This is a genomic window from Rhodanobacter sp. B2A1Ga4, from assembly GCF_018101315.1.
Classification (GTDB): Bacteria; Pseudomonadota; Gammaproteobacteria; order Xanthomonadales; family Rhodanobacteraceae; genus Rhodanobacter; species Rhodanobacter thiooxydans_A.
On sequence record NZ_JADBJR010000001.1, the window covers coordinates 812,376 to 828,153 of the forward strand.

Consider the following 15,778-nt stretch of genomic DNA (forward strand, 5'->3'; position numbering starts at 1 on the left):
GAATTTCGCTGCGACACCGCGTCACACCCAGGGTTCGACTGTTCCATCATCCGGATAGGTACCCTTGCCACGGCACCGGGCGGGGCCACACAGCGGAATCAGCAGCATGGCCGTACGCGAAAACACCGAAGACGGCGGCCCGGAAGCCCCGCCCTGGAAAGACCTCGGCGCCGGCCTGATCACCGGCGCCGCCGACGACGACCCCAGCGGCATCGCCACCTACTCGCAAGTGGGCGCGGCGTTCGGCTACGGCATGCTGTGGTGCGTGTTCCTGACCATGCCGCTGATGATCGCCATCCAGGCGATCAGCGCCGGCATCGGCCGCGTCACCGGCCACGGCCTGATGGACGGCATGCGCCTGCACTACCCGCGCAAGCTGGTGTATGCGTTGCTGGTGCTGATCGTCATCGCCAACGTGATCAACCTGGCGGCCGACATCGGCGCCATGGGCGCGGCGCTGAAGCTGCTGATCGGCGGCCCGGCCCTGCTCTACGCCGCGCTGTTCGCCGTGCTGTCGCTGCTGCTGCAGGTGTTCATTCCGTTCACCCGCTACGCGCCGATCCTCAAAGTGCTCACCCTGAGCCTGTTCGCCTACGTGGCCACCGTGCTGGTGATCGACGTGCCCTGGCGCGCGGTGCTCAAGAGCATCGTGCTGCCGCCGATCCGCTGGGACGCCGCCTACGCCGTGGGCCTGGTCGCCCTGCTCGGCACCACCATCAGCCCGTACCTTTTTTGCTGGCAGGCCTCCGAGGAAGTGGAGGAGATCGAGACGAGCAAGCGACGCAAGCCGTTGCAGGACGCGCCGCAACAGGCGCCGAGCGCGCTGCGCCGGATCGGCATCGACACCACGGTGGGCATGATCTTCTCCAACCTGATCGCGTTCTTCATCATCCTCACCGCCGCCGTGGTGCTGCATGCGCACGGCAAGACCGACATCCAGTCCTCGGCCCAAGCCGCCGAAGCGCTGCGACCGCTGGCCGGTGAGCTGGCCTTCGCGCTGTTCGCCGCTGGCATCATCGGCACCGGCCTGCTCGCCGTGCCGGTGCTGGCCGGCGCCACCGCCTACGCCGCCGCCGGCACCTTCGGCCAGCGCAGCGGGCTGGAACACAAGCCGCACGAGGCCAGGTTCTTCTACGGCGTGCTGATCGGCTCCGCCCTGCTCGGCATTGCCCTCAACCTCACCCCGCTCGACCCGATCAAGGCGCTGTACTGGAGCGCCGTGGTCAACGGCGTCGCCGCCGTGCCGCTGATGGTCGCCATGATGCTGATGGGCTCCAGCCGCAAGGTCATGGGCAAATTCACCATGCCGTGGCCGCTGAAACTGTTCGGCTGGCTGGCTACCACCGCGATGGGAGTGGCGGTGGTGGGGATGTTCGTGAGCTGGGGATGGTGAATCCGACCCCGCTTTTGGCAACCCCGTTTGGGCAGGCATGACGAGCAGGAAGCCGATCGGTCAGACCTTCCCGAAACCGGCCGGGATGGCCCTCGTCGCAACCATCTACAGCGGACTAGACTGCCCCACCTTCGAGGGACCAGCGCACAGCATCAGCCGCGTGGAGCGCCGTCGTGTCGAACAGCGGCACATGGGCGTCCGTCGGTCGAACCAGCAGGGAGATCTCGGTACAACCAAGGACGATGGCCTGTGCCCCGTTGCCGACCAGGCGGTCAATGATGCCCACGAATTCCTTGCGCGACTCTTCACGCACGACGCCCAGGCAAAGTTCGTCGTAGATCACCGCGTGCACCACGGCGCGATCCTCTTCGCCGGGAATGAGCACCTTGAGCCCATGGCTCTCCAGGCGCTCCCGATAGAAGTCCTGCTCCATGGTGAAGCGGGTTCCCAGCAAGCCGATGCGGGTCAACCCGGCGGCCTTGATCGCTGCGGCGGCGGGATCGGCGATATGCAACAAGGGAATGGAAACGGCCGACTGCACTTGCGCAGCCACCTTGTGCATGGTGTTGGCGCAGATCAGCAGGCCTTCGGCTCCTGCCCGTTCCAGTGCGGATGCGGCTTGCGCCAGGACCTCACCAGCCTTTTCCCACTCGCCGCTGCGCTGCAATTGCTCGATCTCGTGGAAATCCACGCTGAAGAGAACCAGCCTGGCCGAGTGCAACCCGCCCAGCTGCCGTTTGACCGCCTCGTTGATCTCCCGGTAGTAGGAGACGGTGGACTCCCAACTCATGCCGCCAATCAATCCCAGTGTTCTCATTTGCGCAGTCTCCTCGCAGATCTGTAGCGCCCGCCCCTCGATGGGAGGCGGACATCCGACGACCGCTTTTGCTCCTGCATCCTGCCTCGCAAGTAGGATGCTGCCTTGAACCGCACTACCATCTATCCGGAACTAGAAACGAGGGCCGGTTCGTGAAAGTAAACCTGCCCCCTGTTTTTGATGTCATTTCCTACCAAGTCCACTTTGATTCGAAAGAGCCCGTCGGAGCGACTATGAAAATATTGCATATCGCCATCACAAGCGCCACTCTTCTTTTGTTTGGCTGTTCATATAGGACTATGACACCAGACCGTTACTATCAATACGACCTCAATCTCGAGATAGAGGGAAAGCCTGTCGCATTTTCATATAACTGGCACTGCCACGAGGTCCACGGGCACACCTTAAGCGAAGAAAATTGGAATATCACGAGTGGAACAACATGGGTTCCAGCCAGAAACTACGCTTTGTGGCTAGCCAAGCCCATTGGATCGCAATCTATTGTTCTATTCTCACCAAATGCGTTTTGCATCAAGGACGCCATAAATCTAGACGACAACAATTACGCTATTGGATTTATCCGATCAGCAAAAGACCTATCCACAATTGACGTGTATGACAAGAGAACAAGAACACGTGACGGATCGACGCTAGTACTCAAGTCAGCAACAATTAGACAATTAGACCATATGGTCTATGACACCAAGACAAATACTCAGGATGTTCAGTTGAAGGCAATGCTTGTACAACAGTCGAAAGGGTATGAATTGGTCAGTGCGGTGATAGCGCCAGAATCAACCTGGAGTAAATTTGACTCACTCAGTAAAAATCTCTACGCCATGAAGGTAATTACTGCCGCAAACACAATAATCGGCGGCCGTACCGACGGGTATGTTTTCTTCCCGGGGCCCCACAGCTTTACCGGCAACAATTTGAGTTATGTACCACTAAGAGCATCCGGCGGTGTTTGGCGTCTGGATGGCCAGGATACAGCCTCTCCCTTTACCTACCACGCTGTAGCTAGCGCACGTAACAAAGTGAATTATCGCGGACTTGAATTTGAATTACTCAACGCCCAAGAAGTCTACGACCCCCAGGATCGAGTACTAATTGAGTTTGTGCGAAATTCCGACTTTCTTCCTCCTGTTCAATACATGGATCCAATTGGCAAGTAAATAACCCAAGTCCGAGCGCTCTTTTGATTGACCGTTTCAAACAAAAGCGGAGCCGGGTTCACTTTCTACCTGCGCATACGTAAGCTCCCCCGCCAGGTAGACATCCGGGAAATAGAGCTTTCTGGCATCGCTCCCTCGCCAGGAGGTTCCATGAAGAAGTCGAAGTTCACCGAGACGCAGATCGTCTCGATCTCCAAGCAGGCTAATATTCAAGAACGGAGCCAGACCCACTTTCACTTACTGCGTGGAAGTGGCGGAGAGAGTGGGATTCGAACCCACGGTAGGCTTGCACCTACGGCAGTTTTCAAGACTGCTGCCTTAAACCACTCGGCCATCTCTCCGTAGAACCTTCCACGCATGGCAGCCTTGCGCTGCCAATGACGCAGCGAGTCTATCAGGAACCCAACGGCGGACGACCGTTGCCGCCCTTTTTCGACAGTGCCACCAGGCACCCCACCAGGATCGCCACCGGAATCAGCGCACCGAGCAGCGGGAACAGCAGTACCGGCTCGCGTATCACCATCGGCACCAGCTGGGTGGCGCTGGCGAAGGCGATGATGCACAGGCGCCAACGGCGGTTGTGGCGGGCGAACCAGAAGCTGCCGATGACCAGCAGCAGCGCGATGATCGACAGCGCCAGGTCGATCATCGGCATTTGCCATACGCTATCGAAGCCGAGACGCATGCCGAGGACCGAGAGCAGCACCAGCATCAGGAAGTAGCTGGTGTAGAACTCGACCTTGTCCCACCGGCCGCCGGGCACCGCCAGGGTGTTCATGCGATGCGGTCCAGGCCGGCCATGTACGGGCGTAGTGCGGCGGGCACGGTGATCGAGCCGTCGGCGTTCTGGTTGTTTTCCATCACCGCGATCAGGGTGCGGCCGATGGCGAGGCCGGAACCGTTGAGCGTGTGCACCAGTTCGGGCTTGCCGCTGTCGGCGTTGCGCACGCGGGCCTGCAGGCGGCGCGCCTGGAAGTCTTCGCAGTTGGAGCAGCTGGAGATTTCGCGGTAGGTCTGCTGGCTGGGCAGCCACACTTCGAGGTCGTAGGTCTTGACCGCGGTGAAGCCCATGTCGCCGCTGCACAACAGCATCTTGCGGTATGGCAGGCCAAGTTTCTGCAGCACCTTCTCGGCGTGGCCGACCATCTCTTCCAGTTGCGCGTGCGACTGGTCGGCGCGGGCGATCTGCACCATCTCGACCTTCTCGAACTGGTGCTGACGGATCATGCCGCGGGTGTCGCGGCCGTAGCTGCCGGCCTCGGCGCGGAAGCACAGGGTGTGCGCGGTCATGCGCAGCGGCAGCGCGTCGGCGTCCTGGATGGTGTCGCGTACCAGGTTGGTCAGCGAGACTTCGGCGGTGGGGATCAGGTAGCGCTTCGTTTCGCCGACTTCGGTGGCGAACAGGTCGTCCTCGAACTTCGGCAGCTGGCCGGTGCCCTGCATGCTGTCGGCGTTGACGAGCACCGGCACGTTGCATTCGAGGTAGCCGTGCTCGCCGGTGTGCAGGTCGAGCATGAACTGGCCGAGCGCACGGTGCAGGTGGGCGAGCTGGCCGCGCAGCACGGTGAAGCGCGCGCCGGACAGCTTGGCGCCGGCGTCGCCGTCGAGCCAACCATGGCGCTCGCCCAGTTCGACGTGATCCTTCACCGTGAAATCGAACTCGCGCGGCGCGCCCCAGCGGGCGACTTCGAGGTTGTCGTGCTCGTCCTTGCCGATCGGCACGGAGGCGTGCGGGATGTTCGGAATGCCCAGCGCGATCTCAGCCAGCTTCGCCTGCACCTCGGCCAGCGCCTGTTCGTTGGCCTTGAGCTTGTCGCCGATGCCGGCGACTTCGGCCATCAACGCTGCCGTGTCCTCGCCCTTGGCCTTGGCCTGGCCGATCGCCTTGGAGCGGGTGTTGCGCAGGTTCTGCAGTTCCTGCGTTTCCATCGCCAGTTGCTTGCGGCTGTTCTCCAGCGACTCGACGACGCTCACGTCCAGCTTATAGCCACGGGTTTCGGCGAGGCGCGCGGCGGTTTCGGCGAGGCGTGAACGCAGCAGGGCGGGATCGAGCATGATCAAAGTCCAGGTGAAGGCTTGAACCGCGAATTATCGCTGGGGGGTGGTAGTGGCTGCAATGTGAGTTCAGGTGGCGTGAGGGGCTTCACCCCTCCCCGGCCCTCCCCTGCTGCACGCAGGGGAGGGAGCAAAGCGGCTCCGTAACAAGTCGGCAGAAGCCGGTTAGCTGGCCAGCTTGCGTTCGCTGCGGCCCAGCCACCAGGCCATCGCGGCGCCGGCGAGCAGCCAGCCGACGAGCTGCTCGACCAGTGCCGCCAGCGTGAAGTCGAGCGGGAAGCGATACCAGTTCCAGTACGGCACCATCGTGCACAGCCAGGTGAACAGCGCCGCTGCAGCGGCAAGTGCCACGCGCCGCCGGAAACCCAGTCCGGCCAGCCCCAGCACGAAGGCGAGGGCCAGTGCGGCGAGTGTGTCGGACGCCCACTGCCGGCCGATCTGCGGACCCATCTGCATCATGTCCTCGCCTTGCGGCAGGTAGACCACGAAGGCGTACGGCGACGTCACCGCCTTTTCCGAGTACGCCTTGAGTACCGCCTTGTCACCCATCTGCTTCGGATCCAGCGACGGCAGGATGTAGACGCCGGGCTGGGTGCCGAGCCCTTCATGCAGGCTGCTCAACACGGCGTTTTCGTTGGCCGGCAGGCGGATGCCGGTATCGCCCAGCCCCAGCGCCATGTGCGCCGCCACGCCCCACACGAACATCACGATGCCGCCGATCAGACCCGCCACGAGTATGCGCATAACTCTCCCTCCCCGCTTGATGCGGCAAATCTATGTCGGGTATCGCGGCAACGGCAAGGATGCTTGCAGCATGCGGGAATTATCTGCCGCGGGCTTTCTCGCGGGCGGCGCGCAGGGCCAGCAGCTTTTCGCGCAGCTGCAGTTCCAGGCCGCGCTCGACCGGCTCGTAGAACACGCTGCCGACCAGCTCATCGGGCAGGCATTGCTGGTCCAGCGCGATGCCGCCTTCGGCGTCGTGGTCGTACTGGTAGCCCTTGCCGTAGCCGAGGCCTTTCATCAGCTTGGTTGGCGCGTTGCGCAGGTGCATCGGCACTTCCAGCGTGCCGCCCTGGCGCACCGCGGCGCGGGCCCTGTTGTAGGCCATGTAGGCGGCGTTGCTCTTGGGCGCGATGGCCAGCCAGATCGCCAGCTGGGCCAGGCCGAGTTCGCCTTCGGGGCTGCCCAGGCGCTCGTAGGTATCCCACGCGTCCAGCGCCATGCGCCAGGCGCGCGGCTCGGCCAGGCCAACGTCTTCCACCGCCATGCGGGTCATGCGGCGGGCCAGGTACAGCGGGTCGACGCCACCGTCGAGCATGCGGCACAGCCAGTACACCGCGGCGTCGGGGTCGGACGAACGCACGGATTTGTGCAGCGCCGAGATCTGGTCGTAGAACTGCTCGCCCTGCTTGTCGAAGCGACGGGTGCGGTCGGCCAACACCTGGGCCAGGGTGGCTTCGTCGATGGTGCGGTCGTCGGCCAGCTCGGCGGCGATTTCCAGCAGGGTCAGCGCGCGGCGCACGTCGCCGTCGGCGGCCTGGGCGATCGAGTCGAGCGATTCGTCGGACACCTGCAGCTGCAATTCGCCCAGGCCGCGCTCGCTGTCGACCAGCGCGCGCTTCAGCGCGGCGATGATGTCGTCGGTCGAGACCGGTTCCAGCACGTGCACGCGGCAGCGCGAGAGCAGCGCGGAGTTCAGTTCGAACGAGGGGTTCTCGGTGGTAGCGCCGATGAAGATGATCACGCCGCGTTCGATGTGCGGCAGGAACGCATCCTGCTGGGTCTTGTTGAAGCGGTGCACCTCGTCGACAAACAGCACGGTGCGTCGACCCTGGGCGAAGTTCACCTCGGCCTCGGCCAGCGCCTTGCGCACGTCCGGCAGGCCGGACAGCACGGCGGAGATCGCGCGGAAATCCGCATCGGCGTAACGCGCCACCAGCAGCGCCAGGGTGGTCTTGCCGCAGCCGGGCGGCCCCCACAGCACCATCGAGTGGATCTTGCCGGCCTCCAGCGCGCGGCGCAGCGCCTTGTCCGGGCCGACCAGGCGCTGCTGGCCGACGATTTCGTCGAGGCTGCGCGGGCGCATGCGCTCGGCCAGCGGCTTGAGCGCGTCGGGTTCGGCGAACAGGCCGGCGCCGGGTGTGGGAACGGGACGGGGCATGCCCACATGATACGTCATGCCGCCGCTGCCCCATGGCGTGGCAGGCGAGCTATCCGGACAGGCGCTGGCGCATGCCTGGTCGGCGACGACGGCCGCGAGCCGCGCGATGGTCACACCTCGTCGGGGCGAATTCCCGCCGTTATCGTGTATTGGCGGTAGATGCCGTAGCCCACGCCGCACAGGCCGGTGAGCGTGGCCGGAATCAGCAGGGTGCGCTCGCCCAGCTGGCGGAACAGCACCGCGCCCACCCCGCTGCCGAAGGTGAAGCTGCCGATCACCAGCAGGCAGACGCGGATGCGCAAGGTGTCCACCTCCAGGCCGCGCAGGCGCTGACCGACATAGATGCCCAGGTCGGTGAACATGCCCGAGACATGGGTGGTGCGGAACACCATGCCGCTGTAGGTGCTGGCCATGCCGTTCTGCAACCCGGCCGCCATCGCGGCCAGGTCCAGGCCGTACGAGCTGCCCTGGTCCAGCAGCGGCACCGCGGCGAACAGCAGCAGCGACTCCAGCGCCAGCGCCACGCCGTAGCGCCGGCCGAGCTTCAGCGTGTTCTGCTGCACGATCAGGCCGCTGAGCACCGCGCCGACCAGGAAGGCACCGAGCGACAGCAGCCAGTGCCACGCCTCGCCGCCATCGCCGGTGCCCACCGCGATACCGAGCAGACTGGTGGAGCCGGTGAGGTTGGTGATCGACTGGTGGCGAAAACCCATGTAGCCGGCGGCGTTGACCATGCCGGCGATGAAGGCGAGTATGCCGCCGCCGATCCACGCCCAGCGCGGCAGCCTGCGCAGCACGGTCATGGCGGCATCAGTCCTTCAGCGGCTGCACGTCGATGACCGGCGCGTCGCCGATCACGTCGGCGCCCTTCGGCGGCACGAAGTTGAAGGTGGCCGGCGGAACCGGCGCGTTGCGCCGCCAGTCGGAGAAACGGATCTCGGTGGTGGAGCCGAGCTGGTCGCGGAACGTCATGCGGGCCAGGCCGTTGGCGTCAAAGCCGAGGTCGGCGTGGTCGAACTGCGGGTCCTTGCCGGTGGAACTGAGCCGCAGCCAGAGCAGGCCGTCGTGCTCGCCCTGCTCGACCACCTTGAAATCCTTGTCCATCTGCTTGAGGTCGGTCAGCACGGTGAGCGGGCTGTGCGCCTCCTCGCTCGACTGGATGCGCACGGTGACCTGCTCTAGCTCCGGGTCGTACAGCCACACGCGGCTGCCGTCGGCCACGATGGTCTGCTTGTACGGCGCCAGCGTGTCCCAGCGGAACTGGCGCGGCGCCTGCAGCGCCAGCGTGCCGGAACTGGTCTTGCTGGCATGGCCATTGACGTCGGTGAGGGTCTGGCTGAAGTGGCCGGTCAGCGAATGCAGGCCGTTGGCGAAGGCGTCCAGCCGCGCACGCGCCGGGCCGGTGGCCGCCTGCGCCACGGTGCCCAGCGACAGCGCCAGCATGATGGCGGGCAGGACAAGCATGAAGCGTTTCATCGGATTCCCGGAAGGTGAAGATGACGGTGAATTGTGGAGCGTATCGGCTTAATGGATCTGTAGGGCGGGCACTGCTCGCCGCTTTTACCCCATCCGCTTTTACCCCATCGGAGAGGAGAGCAGAAGCCGACGGGCGATGCCCGCCCTGCCAAAGGCTCAATTCTTCGGCGGCGGCGGCGCCAGCACCTCGCGGTTGCCGTTGTGCTGGGGCGCGCTGACCACGCCATCCAGCTCCATCTGTTCGACCAGCCGCGCGGCGCGGTTGTAGCCGATGCGCAGGTGCCGCTGCACGCCGGAGATCGAGGCGCGACGGGTCTGCGTGACAACCGCCACGGCCTTGTCGTACAGCTGCGTATCCGCGTCGCCGCCCTCTTCGCCTTCCTGCGGCAGGCCCGAGTCGTTGATGAACTTGCCGTCGCTGGTGGCCTGGACTTCCTCCAGCACGCCCTCGATGTAGTTCGGCGCACCCTGCGATTTCAGCCAGGCCACCACATGGTGCACCTCGTGGTCGTCGACGAAGGCGCCGTGCACGCGTTCCGGCGTGGCGGTGCCCGGCGGCAGGTACAGCATGTCGCCGTAGCCGAGCAGCGTCTCCGCCCCGGACTGATCAAGAATCGTGCGCGAGTCGATCTTGCTGGACACCTGGAACGCGATGCGGGTGGGAATGTTCGCCTTGATCAGGCCGGTGATCACGTCCACCGACGGGCGCTGGGTCGCCAGGATCAGGTGCACGCCGGCAGCGCGCGCCTTCTGCGCCAGGCGGGCAATGAGTTCTTCCACCTTCTTGCCGACGATCATCATCATGTCGGCGAATTCGTCGATGAACACCACGATGTACGGCAGCGGTTCCAGCGGCTCGGCGGCGAGGTTCGGCATCTCCGGATTCGGCCGGAACAGCGGGTCCAGCAGCGGCTGGCCGGCGTTCTCGGCGTCCTTCACCTTCTTGTTGAAGCCGGCCAGGTTGCGCACGCCCACCGCAGCCATCAGCTTGTAGCGGCGTTCCATCTCGGCCACGCACCAGCGCAGTGCGTTGGCGGCTTCCTTCATGTCGGTAACCACCGGCGCCAGCAGGTGCGGGATGCCCTCGTACACCGAGAGCTCCAGCATCTTCGGGTCGATCATGATCATCCGCACGTCTTTCGGGCTGGCCTTGTACAGCAGGCTCAGCACCATCGCGTTGACCGCCACCGACTTGCCCGAACCGGTGGTGCCGGCCACCAGCAGATGCGGCATCTTGCCGAGGTCGACCACGACGGGTTTGCCGCCGATGTCTTTGCCCAGCGCCAGCGCCAGCGGCGATTTCTGCTGGTCGTACTTGTCCGAACGCAGGATCTCGGAGAGATACACGATCTGCTTGTGGGTGTTGGGGATCTCCAGGCCGATCACGTTCTTGCCGGGGATCACATCGACCACGCGCACGCTGACCACCGACAGGCCGCGCGCAATGTCCTTGTCCAGGCTGGACACCTGCGAACCGCGGATGCCCGGCGCCGGCTCCATCTCGAAGCGGGTGATCACCGGGCCCGGATAGGCGCCGACCACCTTCACGTCGATCTTGAAGTCCTTCAGCTTGAACTCGACCTGGCGCGAGAGCACCTCGAGGGTTTCCTCGGAATAACCCGGACCCTGCGGCGGTGCCTCGTCCAGCAGCGACAACGGCGGCAGTTCGCCCGGCGCGGCTGCGCCGACGAACAGCGGAATCTGCGTTTCGAGCTTCGCGCGTTCGCTCTTGGTCACCGGCGCCGGCGGCGCCTCGATGCGCACCGGCTCGCGCTTGGCCTGGCGCACCGCGTCGGCTTTCTTCACCACTTCGCGCTCGGTACGCGCCTGCCGCGCGGCCAGTGCCTGCGGCGCCTCGCGCAGCTTGCCCTTGAGCCAGTCGACCAGCTTCAGCACGCCATGCCCGGTCCAGTCCATCACCTTGAACCAGGACAGGCCGGTGGCCAGGGTCACCGCGATCAGGAACAGCGCCAGCAACAGCAGCGGCGCGCCCTTGGCGCCGAACGCGCTGAGCAGAGCGTCGCCGACCCACACGCCGATGATGCCGCCCACGCCCTGCGGCAGCACCGGCTCGTCGTGGAAATTGAGGTACAGCAGCGCCGGGCCGGTGATGAAGAAAAACACGAAGCCGACCAGCCGCAACGCCGGTTCCCACGGATGCACCACCTGCTCGCCGCGCTGGCGCAGCACCTGCACGCCCAGCAACAGCAGCAACAGCGGGAAACAGTAGGCGACCAGGCCGAAGATCCAGCGCAGCAGGTCGGCGATGTAGGCACCCACGGTGCCGCCGAAATTGCGCGCGTGTTCCAGCTGGCCGGCGTTGGTCCAGCTGGGGTCGTGCGGGTTGTAGCTGAACAGGCACACCAGCAGGTACAGCGCCAGCGGCAGCAGCAGCAGGGCCCCGGCTTCGCGCAGCCGGCGCTTCAGCTCCTCGCTGAGGCCTTGTTTCGGTGATTGTCTGACATTCGTGCTGCGCGCCACGCCTGGTATTCCTTTCCTGCCCAAGGTCAGAGCATACCTTGCAGCGCGGGGTGCACCAGCTTGCCGCCGTCGACGTTGATGCCGCTATTCAGCGGGGCGAACTGGCGCCACTCGCTGCCCGCGGCCAGGCGCTGCACGTACGGCAGGATCGCGGCGGAGATCGCCAGCGACGAGGTCTGCGGCACCGCGCCCGGCATGTTGGTCACGCAGAAATGGGTGACGCCGTGCACGTCGTAGGTGGGTTTCTCCCAGGTGGTCGGATGCGATGTCTCGAAGCAGCCGCCCTGGTCGATCGCGATATCCACCAGCACGCTGCCCGGCTCCATCGTCTTCACCATCGCCTCGGTGACCACGTGCGGCGCCCGGGCGCTGGGGATCAGCACCGCGCCGACCACGATGTCGGCATCGCGCACTTCCTCGGCCACCGACGACTCGTAGGCGTACAGCGCGGTGACGTTGTTGCCCATCGCCATCATCTCGGCGAGGCGGTCGTGGCGCTTGTCGAACACCACCACGTTGGCGCCGGCAGCCGCGGCCAGCGCCGCGGCGTTGCCACCGGCGGCACCGGCACCGAGCACCACCACCTTGCCACGCGGGGTGGACGCCATGCCGCCGAGCAGCTTGCCCTTGCCGCCCTGCGGGCGATGCAGCAGCGTGGTGCCGAGCTGGGTGGCGATGCGGCCGGCGATCACCGACATCGGCAGCAGCAGCGGCAGCATGCCGTTCTCGGTCACCGACTCGAACGCCACGGCGGTGAGGCCGATGTCGAGCAGGCGGCGGGTCAGCGCGGGTTCGGCGGCCAGGTGCAGGTAGCAGAACAGCAGGTGGTGCTTCTGCAGCAGGGCCAGGTCGCCGGTGACCGGCTCCTTCACCTTGACGATCAGCTCGCCAGCCGCGTACAGCGCGGCGGCATCCGCCACCACCGTAATCCCTTCCCGGGCATAGGCTTCGTCGGCAAAGCCGCTTTTCAGGCCGGCGCCGGACTGGATGAATACGTCATGGCCGCGGCGCACCAGGTCGGCGGCGGCGGCGGGAATCAGGGCAACACGCCCTTCCATCGTCTTGGTTTCGGAGGGAATGCCGATGCGCATGGAATATGGTGTCCTGTGAAAGGTTGAACCCATCGCGCCACCGACGCGGTCGTGCCGCCGATCAGCCGATGCCTTGAATCGGTGCCGCGTATTCCCCATTCTTCCGGGGTCGTGTGCTCCATCGTCATCACCTGCTGCGTCCCGAAAGGAAACGGCCGCAGGAGCTGGAGCGAATAGCCACTCAAGTCACCCGAAAACCCAAGGATTATAACCACCATGAGCACCCCCAAACACAGCCGCCTGCTGATCCTTGGCTCCGGCCCCGCCGGCTACACCGCCGCGGTGTACGCCGCCCGCGCCAACCTCAAGCCGACCATGATCACCGGCCTGCAGCAGGGCGGCCAGCTGATGACCACCACCGACGTGGACAACTGGCCGGGCGACGTCGAGGGCCTGCAGGGTCCGGCGCTGATGCAGCGCATGGCCGAGCACGCCGAGCGCTTCCACACCGAGATGATCTTCGACCACATCCACACGGTGGACCTGAAGCAGCGCCCGTTCCGGCTCAAGGGCGACTCCGGCGAGTACACCGCCGACGCGATGATCATCGCCACCGGCGCCACCGCCAAATACCTCGGCATCGCCAGCGAGGAGAAGTTCAAGGGCAAGGGCGTGTCCGCCTGCGCCACTTGCGACGGCTTCTTCTTCCGCGACCAGGACGTGGTGGTGATCGGCGGCGGCAACACCGCGGTCGAGGAAGCGCTGTACCTGGCCAACATCGGCCGCAAGGTCTACCTGGTGCACCGCCGCGACAAGCTGCGCGCCGAGAAGATCATGCAGGACAAGCTGTTCGAGAAGGCCGCCGCCGGCAAGATCGAGCTGGTCTGGAACCACACCATCGACGAGGTGCTGGGCGACCACACCGGCGTCACCGGCGTGCGCGTGAAGGACGTCAACTCCGGCGTCACCCGCGACATCGCCGCCACCGGCTTCTTCGTGGCGATCGGCCACACGCCGAACACCGGCATCTTCGAAGGGCAGCTCGACATGCACGACGGCTACATCAAGATCCACAGCGGCCAGCACGGCATGGCCACGATGACCTCGGTGCCCGGCGTGTTCGCCGCCGGCGACGTGGCCGACCACATCTACCGCCAGGCGGTCACCTCGGCCGGCTTCGGCTGCATGGCCGCGCTGGACGCCGAACGCTGGCTGGACCAGCAGACGCCGGCGGGCTGATGAAGCAGGACTGAGTGGAAAGGAGTGAGGAATGAGCGGTGGCATGAACCGTACCGCTCGTTCCACACTGCATGGCCATGCACGAGATCCGCTTCCACGACGCGATCGCCGAACTGCCTGCCGCGGAATGGGACGCCCTGCGCGCCGAGGCGAACCCGTTCGTGTCGCACGCGTTCCTGCACGCGCTGGAACGCAGTGGCTGCATCCGTCCCGACTGGGGCTGGCAGGCGCATCACCTGGGACTGTACGAAGACGGCCGACTGCTGGCCGCCGCGCCGCTGTACCTGAAGGGTAACTCGCACGGCGAGTTCGTGTTCGACTGGAGCTGGGCGCGCGCCTGGGAGCGCGCCGGTGGCGAGTACTATCCGAAGCTGCTCAACGGCGTGCCCTACTCGCCCGTGCCCGGGCCACGCCTGCTGGCCGGCCATGACGCGCGCACGCCGTCGCTGCAGCGCGAACTGGTCGAGGCGATGCGCGGCGAAGCCGAGCGGCTGGGCCTGTCGTCGGTGCACGCGAACTTCCTGCAGGGCGCCGAACTGGCCGCGTTCGGCGACGACTGGCTGGCTCGCTCGGACGTGCAGTTCCACTGGCACAACCGCGGTTACCGCCACTTCCCGGACTTCCTCGCCGCGCTCAGCCACAAGAAGCGCAAGAACATCCTGCACGAACGCCGCCAGGTGGTGGCGAGCGGACTGGCCATCGAGTGGCGCAGCGGCGACACGCTCGGCCCCGATGAGTGGCAGCGCGTGCATGCGCTGTACGAAGCCACCTTCGACATGAAGGGCAACCACGCGGCGCTGACCGCCGCGTTCTTCCAGCGGCTCGGCACGCTGGGGTCGACCGTTCAGCTCGCACTGGCCCGTGCTGGCGCAGCCATCGTGGCGATGGCGCTGTTCGTGCAGGGCGGCAACGTGCTGTACGGCCGCTACTGGGGCGCGTCGACGGACGTGTCCGGCCTGCATTTCGAGCTGTGTTACTACCGCGGCATCGAATACGCGATCGCGCACCGGCTCGACCGCTTCGAACCCGGTGCGCAGGGCGAACACAAGCTGGCACGCGGCTTCCTGCCGGTGCGCACGCACTCGCGCCACTACCTGGCGAACCCCGGTTTCCGCGCCGCAGTAGCCACGGCGCTTGCCAGCGAGGCCGAAGCGGTCGACGCTTATGCCAACGAGCTGCAAGACCACAGCCCCTATGCCGAACACGGCAAGGTCGAACGATGAACCGGCTGCCGCTGCTGGATGCCGAAGCCTGGGACCGCTTTCCCGATCCGCGCCAGGCGCTGGCCGAACCGAACGGCCTGCTCGCGGTCGGTGGCGACCTGTCGCCGCAGCGGCTGCTGGCCGCGTACAGCCTCGGCATCTTCCCGTGGTTCGGCGAGCATGAACCGATCCTGTGGTGGTCGCCCGATCCGCGTTGCGTGTTCCGTACCGAAACCCCGCGGATCAACCGCAGCCTGCGCCGCCAGCTCAGGGGCAAGCCGTGGCGACTCAGCGTGGACCACGCGTTCGAGCAGGTCATCTGCGCCTGCGCCGCGCCGCGCGCCAACGACTCCGGCACCTGGCTGGTGCCGGCGATGATCGACGCCTATCGGCAACTGCACCGGCTCGGCCATGCGCACAGCGTCGAAGTCTGGGACGGCGAGCGCCTGGTCGGCGGCATCTACGGGGTGGCCATCGGCCGGCTGTTCTGCGGCGAATCGATGTTCAGTGCAGAAAGCGGCGGCTCCAAGCTCGCCCTGGCCGCGCTGGCGCACCTGCTGCGCGACATGGATTTTCCGCTGATCGACGCCCAGGTCAGCAACTCGCATACGCTGGGCCTGGGCGCGATCGAGATGCCGCGCGTGGAGTTCCTGCGGCAGGCTGCGCGGCTCGGCCAGATGCCCGGGCTGGTCGGCAGCTGGGCCGCCTTCACGCCGCGCCTGCTGCAGCCTGCCGCCGGCGGCTGAGC

General features: G+C 65.7%; 14 protein-coding genes and 1 tRNA gene. 5 read left to right on the forward strand and 10 right to left on the reverse strand.

Annotated elements, in window-relative coordinates:
• The first annotated feature begins 106 nt into the window (after window positions 1-106).
• A complete protein-coding gene (locus tag IMW82_RS03695) occupies window positions 107-1,393 on the forward strand; it encodes a divalent metal cation transporter (RefSeq protein WP_211003881.1) in 1,287 nt (428 codons plus the stop codon).
• Between the two features lie 115 nt (window positions 1,394-1,508).
• Here IMW82_RS03695 and IMW82_RS03700 read toward each other — a convergent pair whose 3' ends face one another.
• Window positions 1,509-2,210 carry an aspartate/glutamate racemase family protein gene (locus IMW82_RS03700; RefSeq protein ID WP_211003882.1) on the reverse strand — a complete coding sequence of 234 codons (702 nt, stop codon included), beginning with the start codon at window positions 2,208-2,210 and terminating at the stop codon, window positions 1,509-1,511.
• Between the two features lie 152 nt (window positions 2,211-2,362).
• Between IMW82_RS03700 and IMW82_RS03705 the strand changes: the two genes are divergently transcribed.
• Window positions 2,363-3,385: a hypothetical protein gene (locus IMW82_RS03705; RefSeq protein WP_211003883.1), complete on the forward strand. Its 1,023-nt coding sequence runs from the start codon at window positions 2,363-2,365 to the stop codon at window positions 3,383-3,385.
• 251 nt (window positions 3,386-3,636) lie between these two features.
• Here IMW82_RS03705 and IMW82_RS03710 read toward each other — a convergent pair.
• From IMW82_RS03710 to ald, 9 genes are all read right to left on the reverse strand, one after another.
• Window positions 3,637-3,726, reverse strand: a tRNA-Ser gene (locus tag IMW82_RS03710).
• A gap of 53 nt (window positions 3,727-3,779) precedes the next feature.
• Complete coding sequence (locus tag IMW82_RS03715; RefSeq protein WP_211003884.1) at window positions 3,780-4,163, reverse strand: LrgA; 384 nt, start codon at window positions 4,161-4,163, stop codon at window positions 3,780-3,782.
• Window positions 4,160-5,440 carry a serine--tRNA ligase gene (gene serS / locus IMW82_RS03720; protein WP_211003885.1) on the reverse strand — a complete coding sequence of 427 codons (1,281 nt, stop codon included), beginning with the start codon at window positions 5,438-5,440 and terminating at the stop codon, window positions 4,160-4,162. Before serS ends, IMW82_RS03715 begins: the two co-directional genes overlap by 4 nt.
• Before the next feature lie 165 nt (window positions 5,441-5,605).
• On the reverse strand, window positions 5,606-6,184 hold the full coding sequence (locus IMW82_RS03725) for a hypothetical protein (protein WP_108472920.1): 579 nt from the start codon (window positions 6,182-6,184) through the stop codon (window positions 5,606-5,608).
• Window positions 6,185-6,263: 79 nt separating this feature from the next.
• Window positions 6,264-7,601 (reverse strand): replication-associated recombination protein A, encoded by a 1,338-nt coding sequence (locus tag IMW82_RS03730; RefSeq protein ID WP_108472921.1) that lies wholly within the window; start codon window positions 7,599-7,601, stop codon window positions 6,264-6,266.
• A gap of 110 nt (window positions 7,602-7,711) precedes the next feature.
• Window positions 7,712-8,404: a YoaK family protein gene (locus IMW82_RS03735; RefSeq protein ID WP_108472922.1), complete on the reverse strand. Its 693-nt coding sequence runs from the start codon at window positions 8,402-8,404 to the stop codon at window positions 7,712-7,714.
• Window positions 8,405-8,411: 7 nt separating this feature from the next.
• Window positions 8,412-9,077 carry an outer membrane lipoprotein chaperone LolA gene (gene lolA, locus IMW82_RS03740; protein ID WP_108472923.1) on the reverse strand — a complete coding sequence of 222 codons (666 nt, stop codon included), beginning with the start codon at window positions 9,075-9,077 and terminating at the stop codon, window positions 8,412-8,414.
• A gap of 156 nt (window positions 9,078-9,233) precedes the next feature.
• On the reverse strand, window positions 9,234-11,558 hold the full coding sequence (locus IMW82_RS03745; protein ID WP_108472924.1) for a DNA translocase FtsK: 2,325 nt from the start codon (window positions 11,556-11,558) through the stop codon (window positions 9,234-9,236).
• Window positions 11,559-11,584: 26 nt separating this feature from the next.
• The gene (gene ald / locus IMW82_RS03750; protein WP_108472925.1) at window positions 11,585-12,649 is read right to left on the reverse strand and encodes an alanine dehydrogenase; all 1,065 of its coding nucleotides are present in this window, start codon (window positions 12,647-12,649) and stop codon (window positions 11,585-11,587) included.
• Window positions 12,650-12,865: 216 nt separating this feature from the next.
• Between ald and trxB the strand changes: the two genes are divergently transcribed.
• The 3 genes from trxB to aat all read left to right on the forward strand — a co-directional run bounded on the left by trxB (window position 12,866) and on the right by aat (window position 15,776).
• Window positions 12,866-13,828, forward strand: coding sequence for a thioredoxin-disulfide reductase (gene trxB, locus IMW82_RS03755; protein ID WP_108472926.1), 963 nt, complete (start codon window positions 12,866-12,868; stop codon window positions 13,826-13,828).
• A 77-nt stretch (window positions 13,829-13,905) separates the two neighbouring features.
• Window positions 13,906-15,051 (forward strand): GNAT family N-acetyltransferase, encoded by a 1,146-nt coding sequence (locus tag IMW82_RS03760; RefSeq protein ID WP_108472995.1) that lies wholly within the window; start codon window positions 13,906-13,908, stop codon window positions 15,049-15,051.
• Window positions 15,048-15,776 carry a leucyl/phenylalanyl-tRNA--protein transferase gene (gene aat, locus IMW82_RS03765; RefSeq protein WP_108472927.1) on the forward strand — a complete coding sequence of 243 codons (729 nt, stop codon included), beginning with the start codon at window positions 15,048-15,050 and terminating at the stop codon, window positions 15,774-15,776. Before IMW82_RS03760 ends, aat begins: the two co-directional genes overlap by 4 nt.
• The last annotated feature ends 2 nt before the right edge of the window (window positions 15,777-15,778 follow it).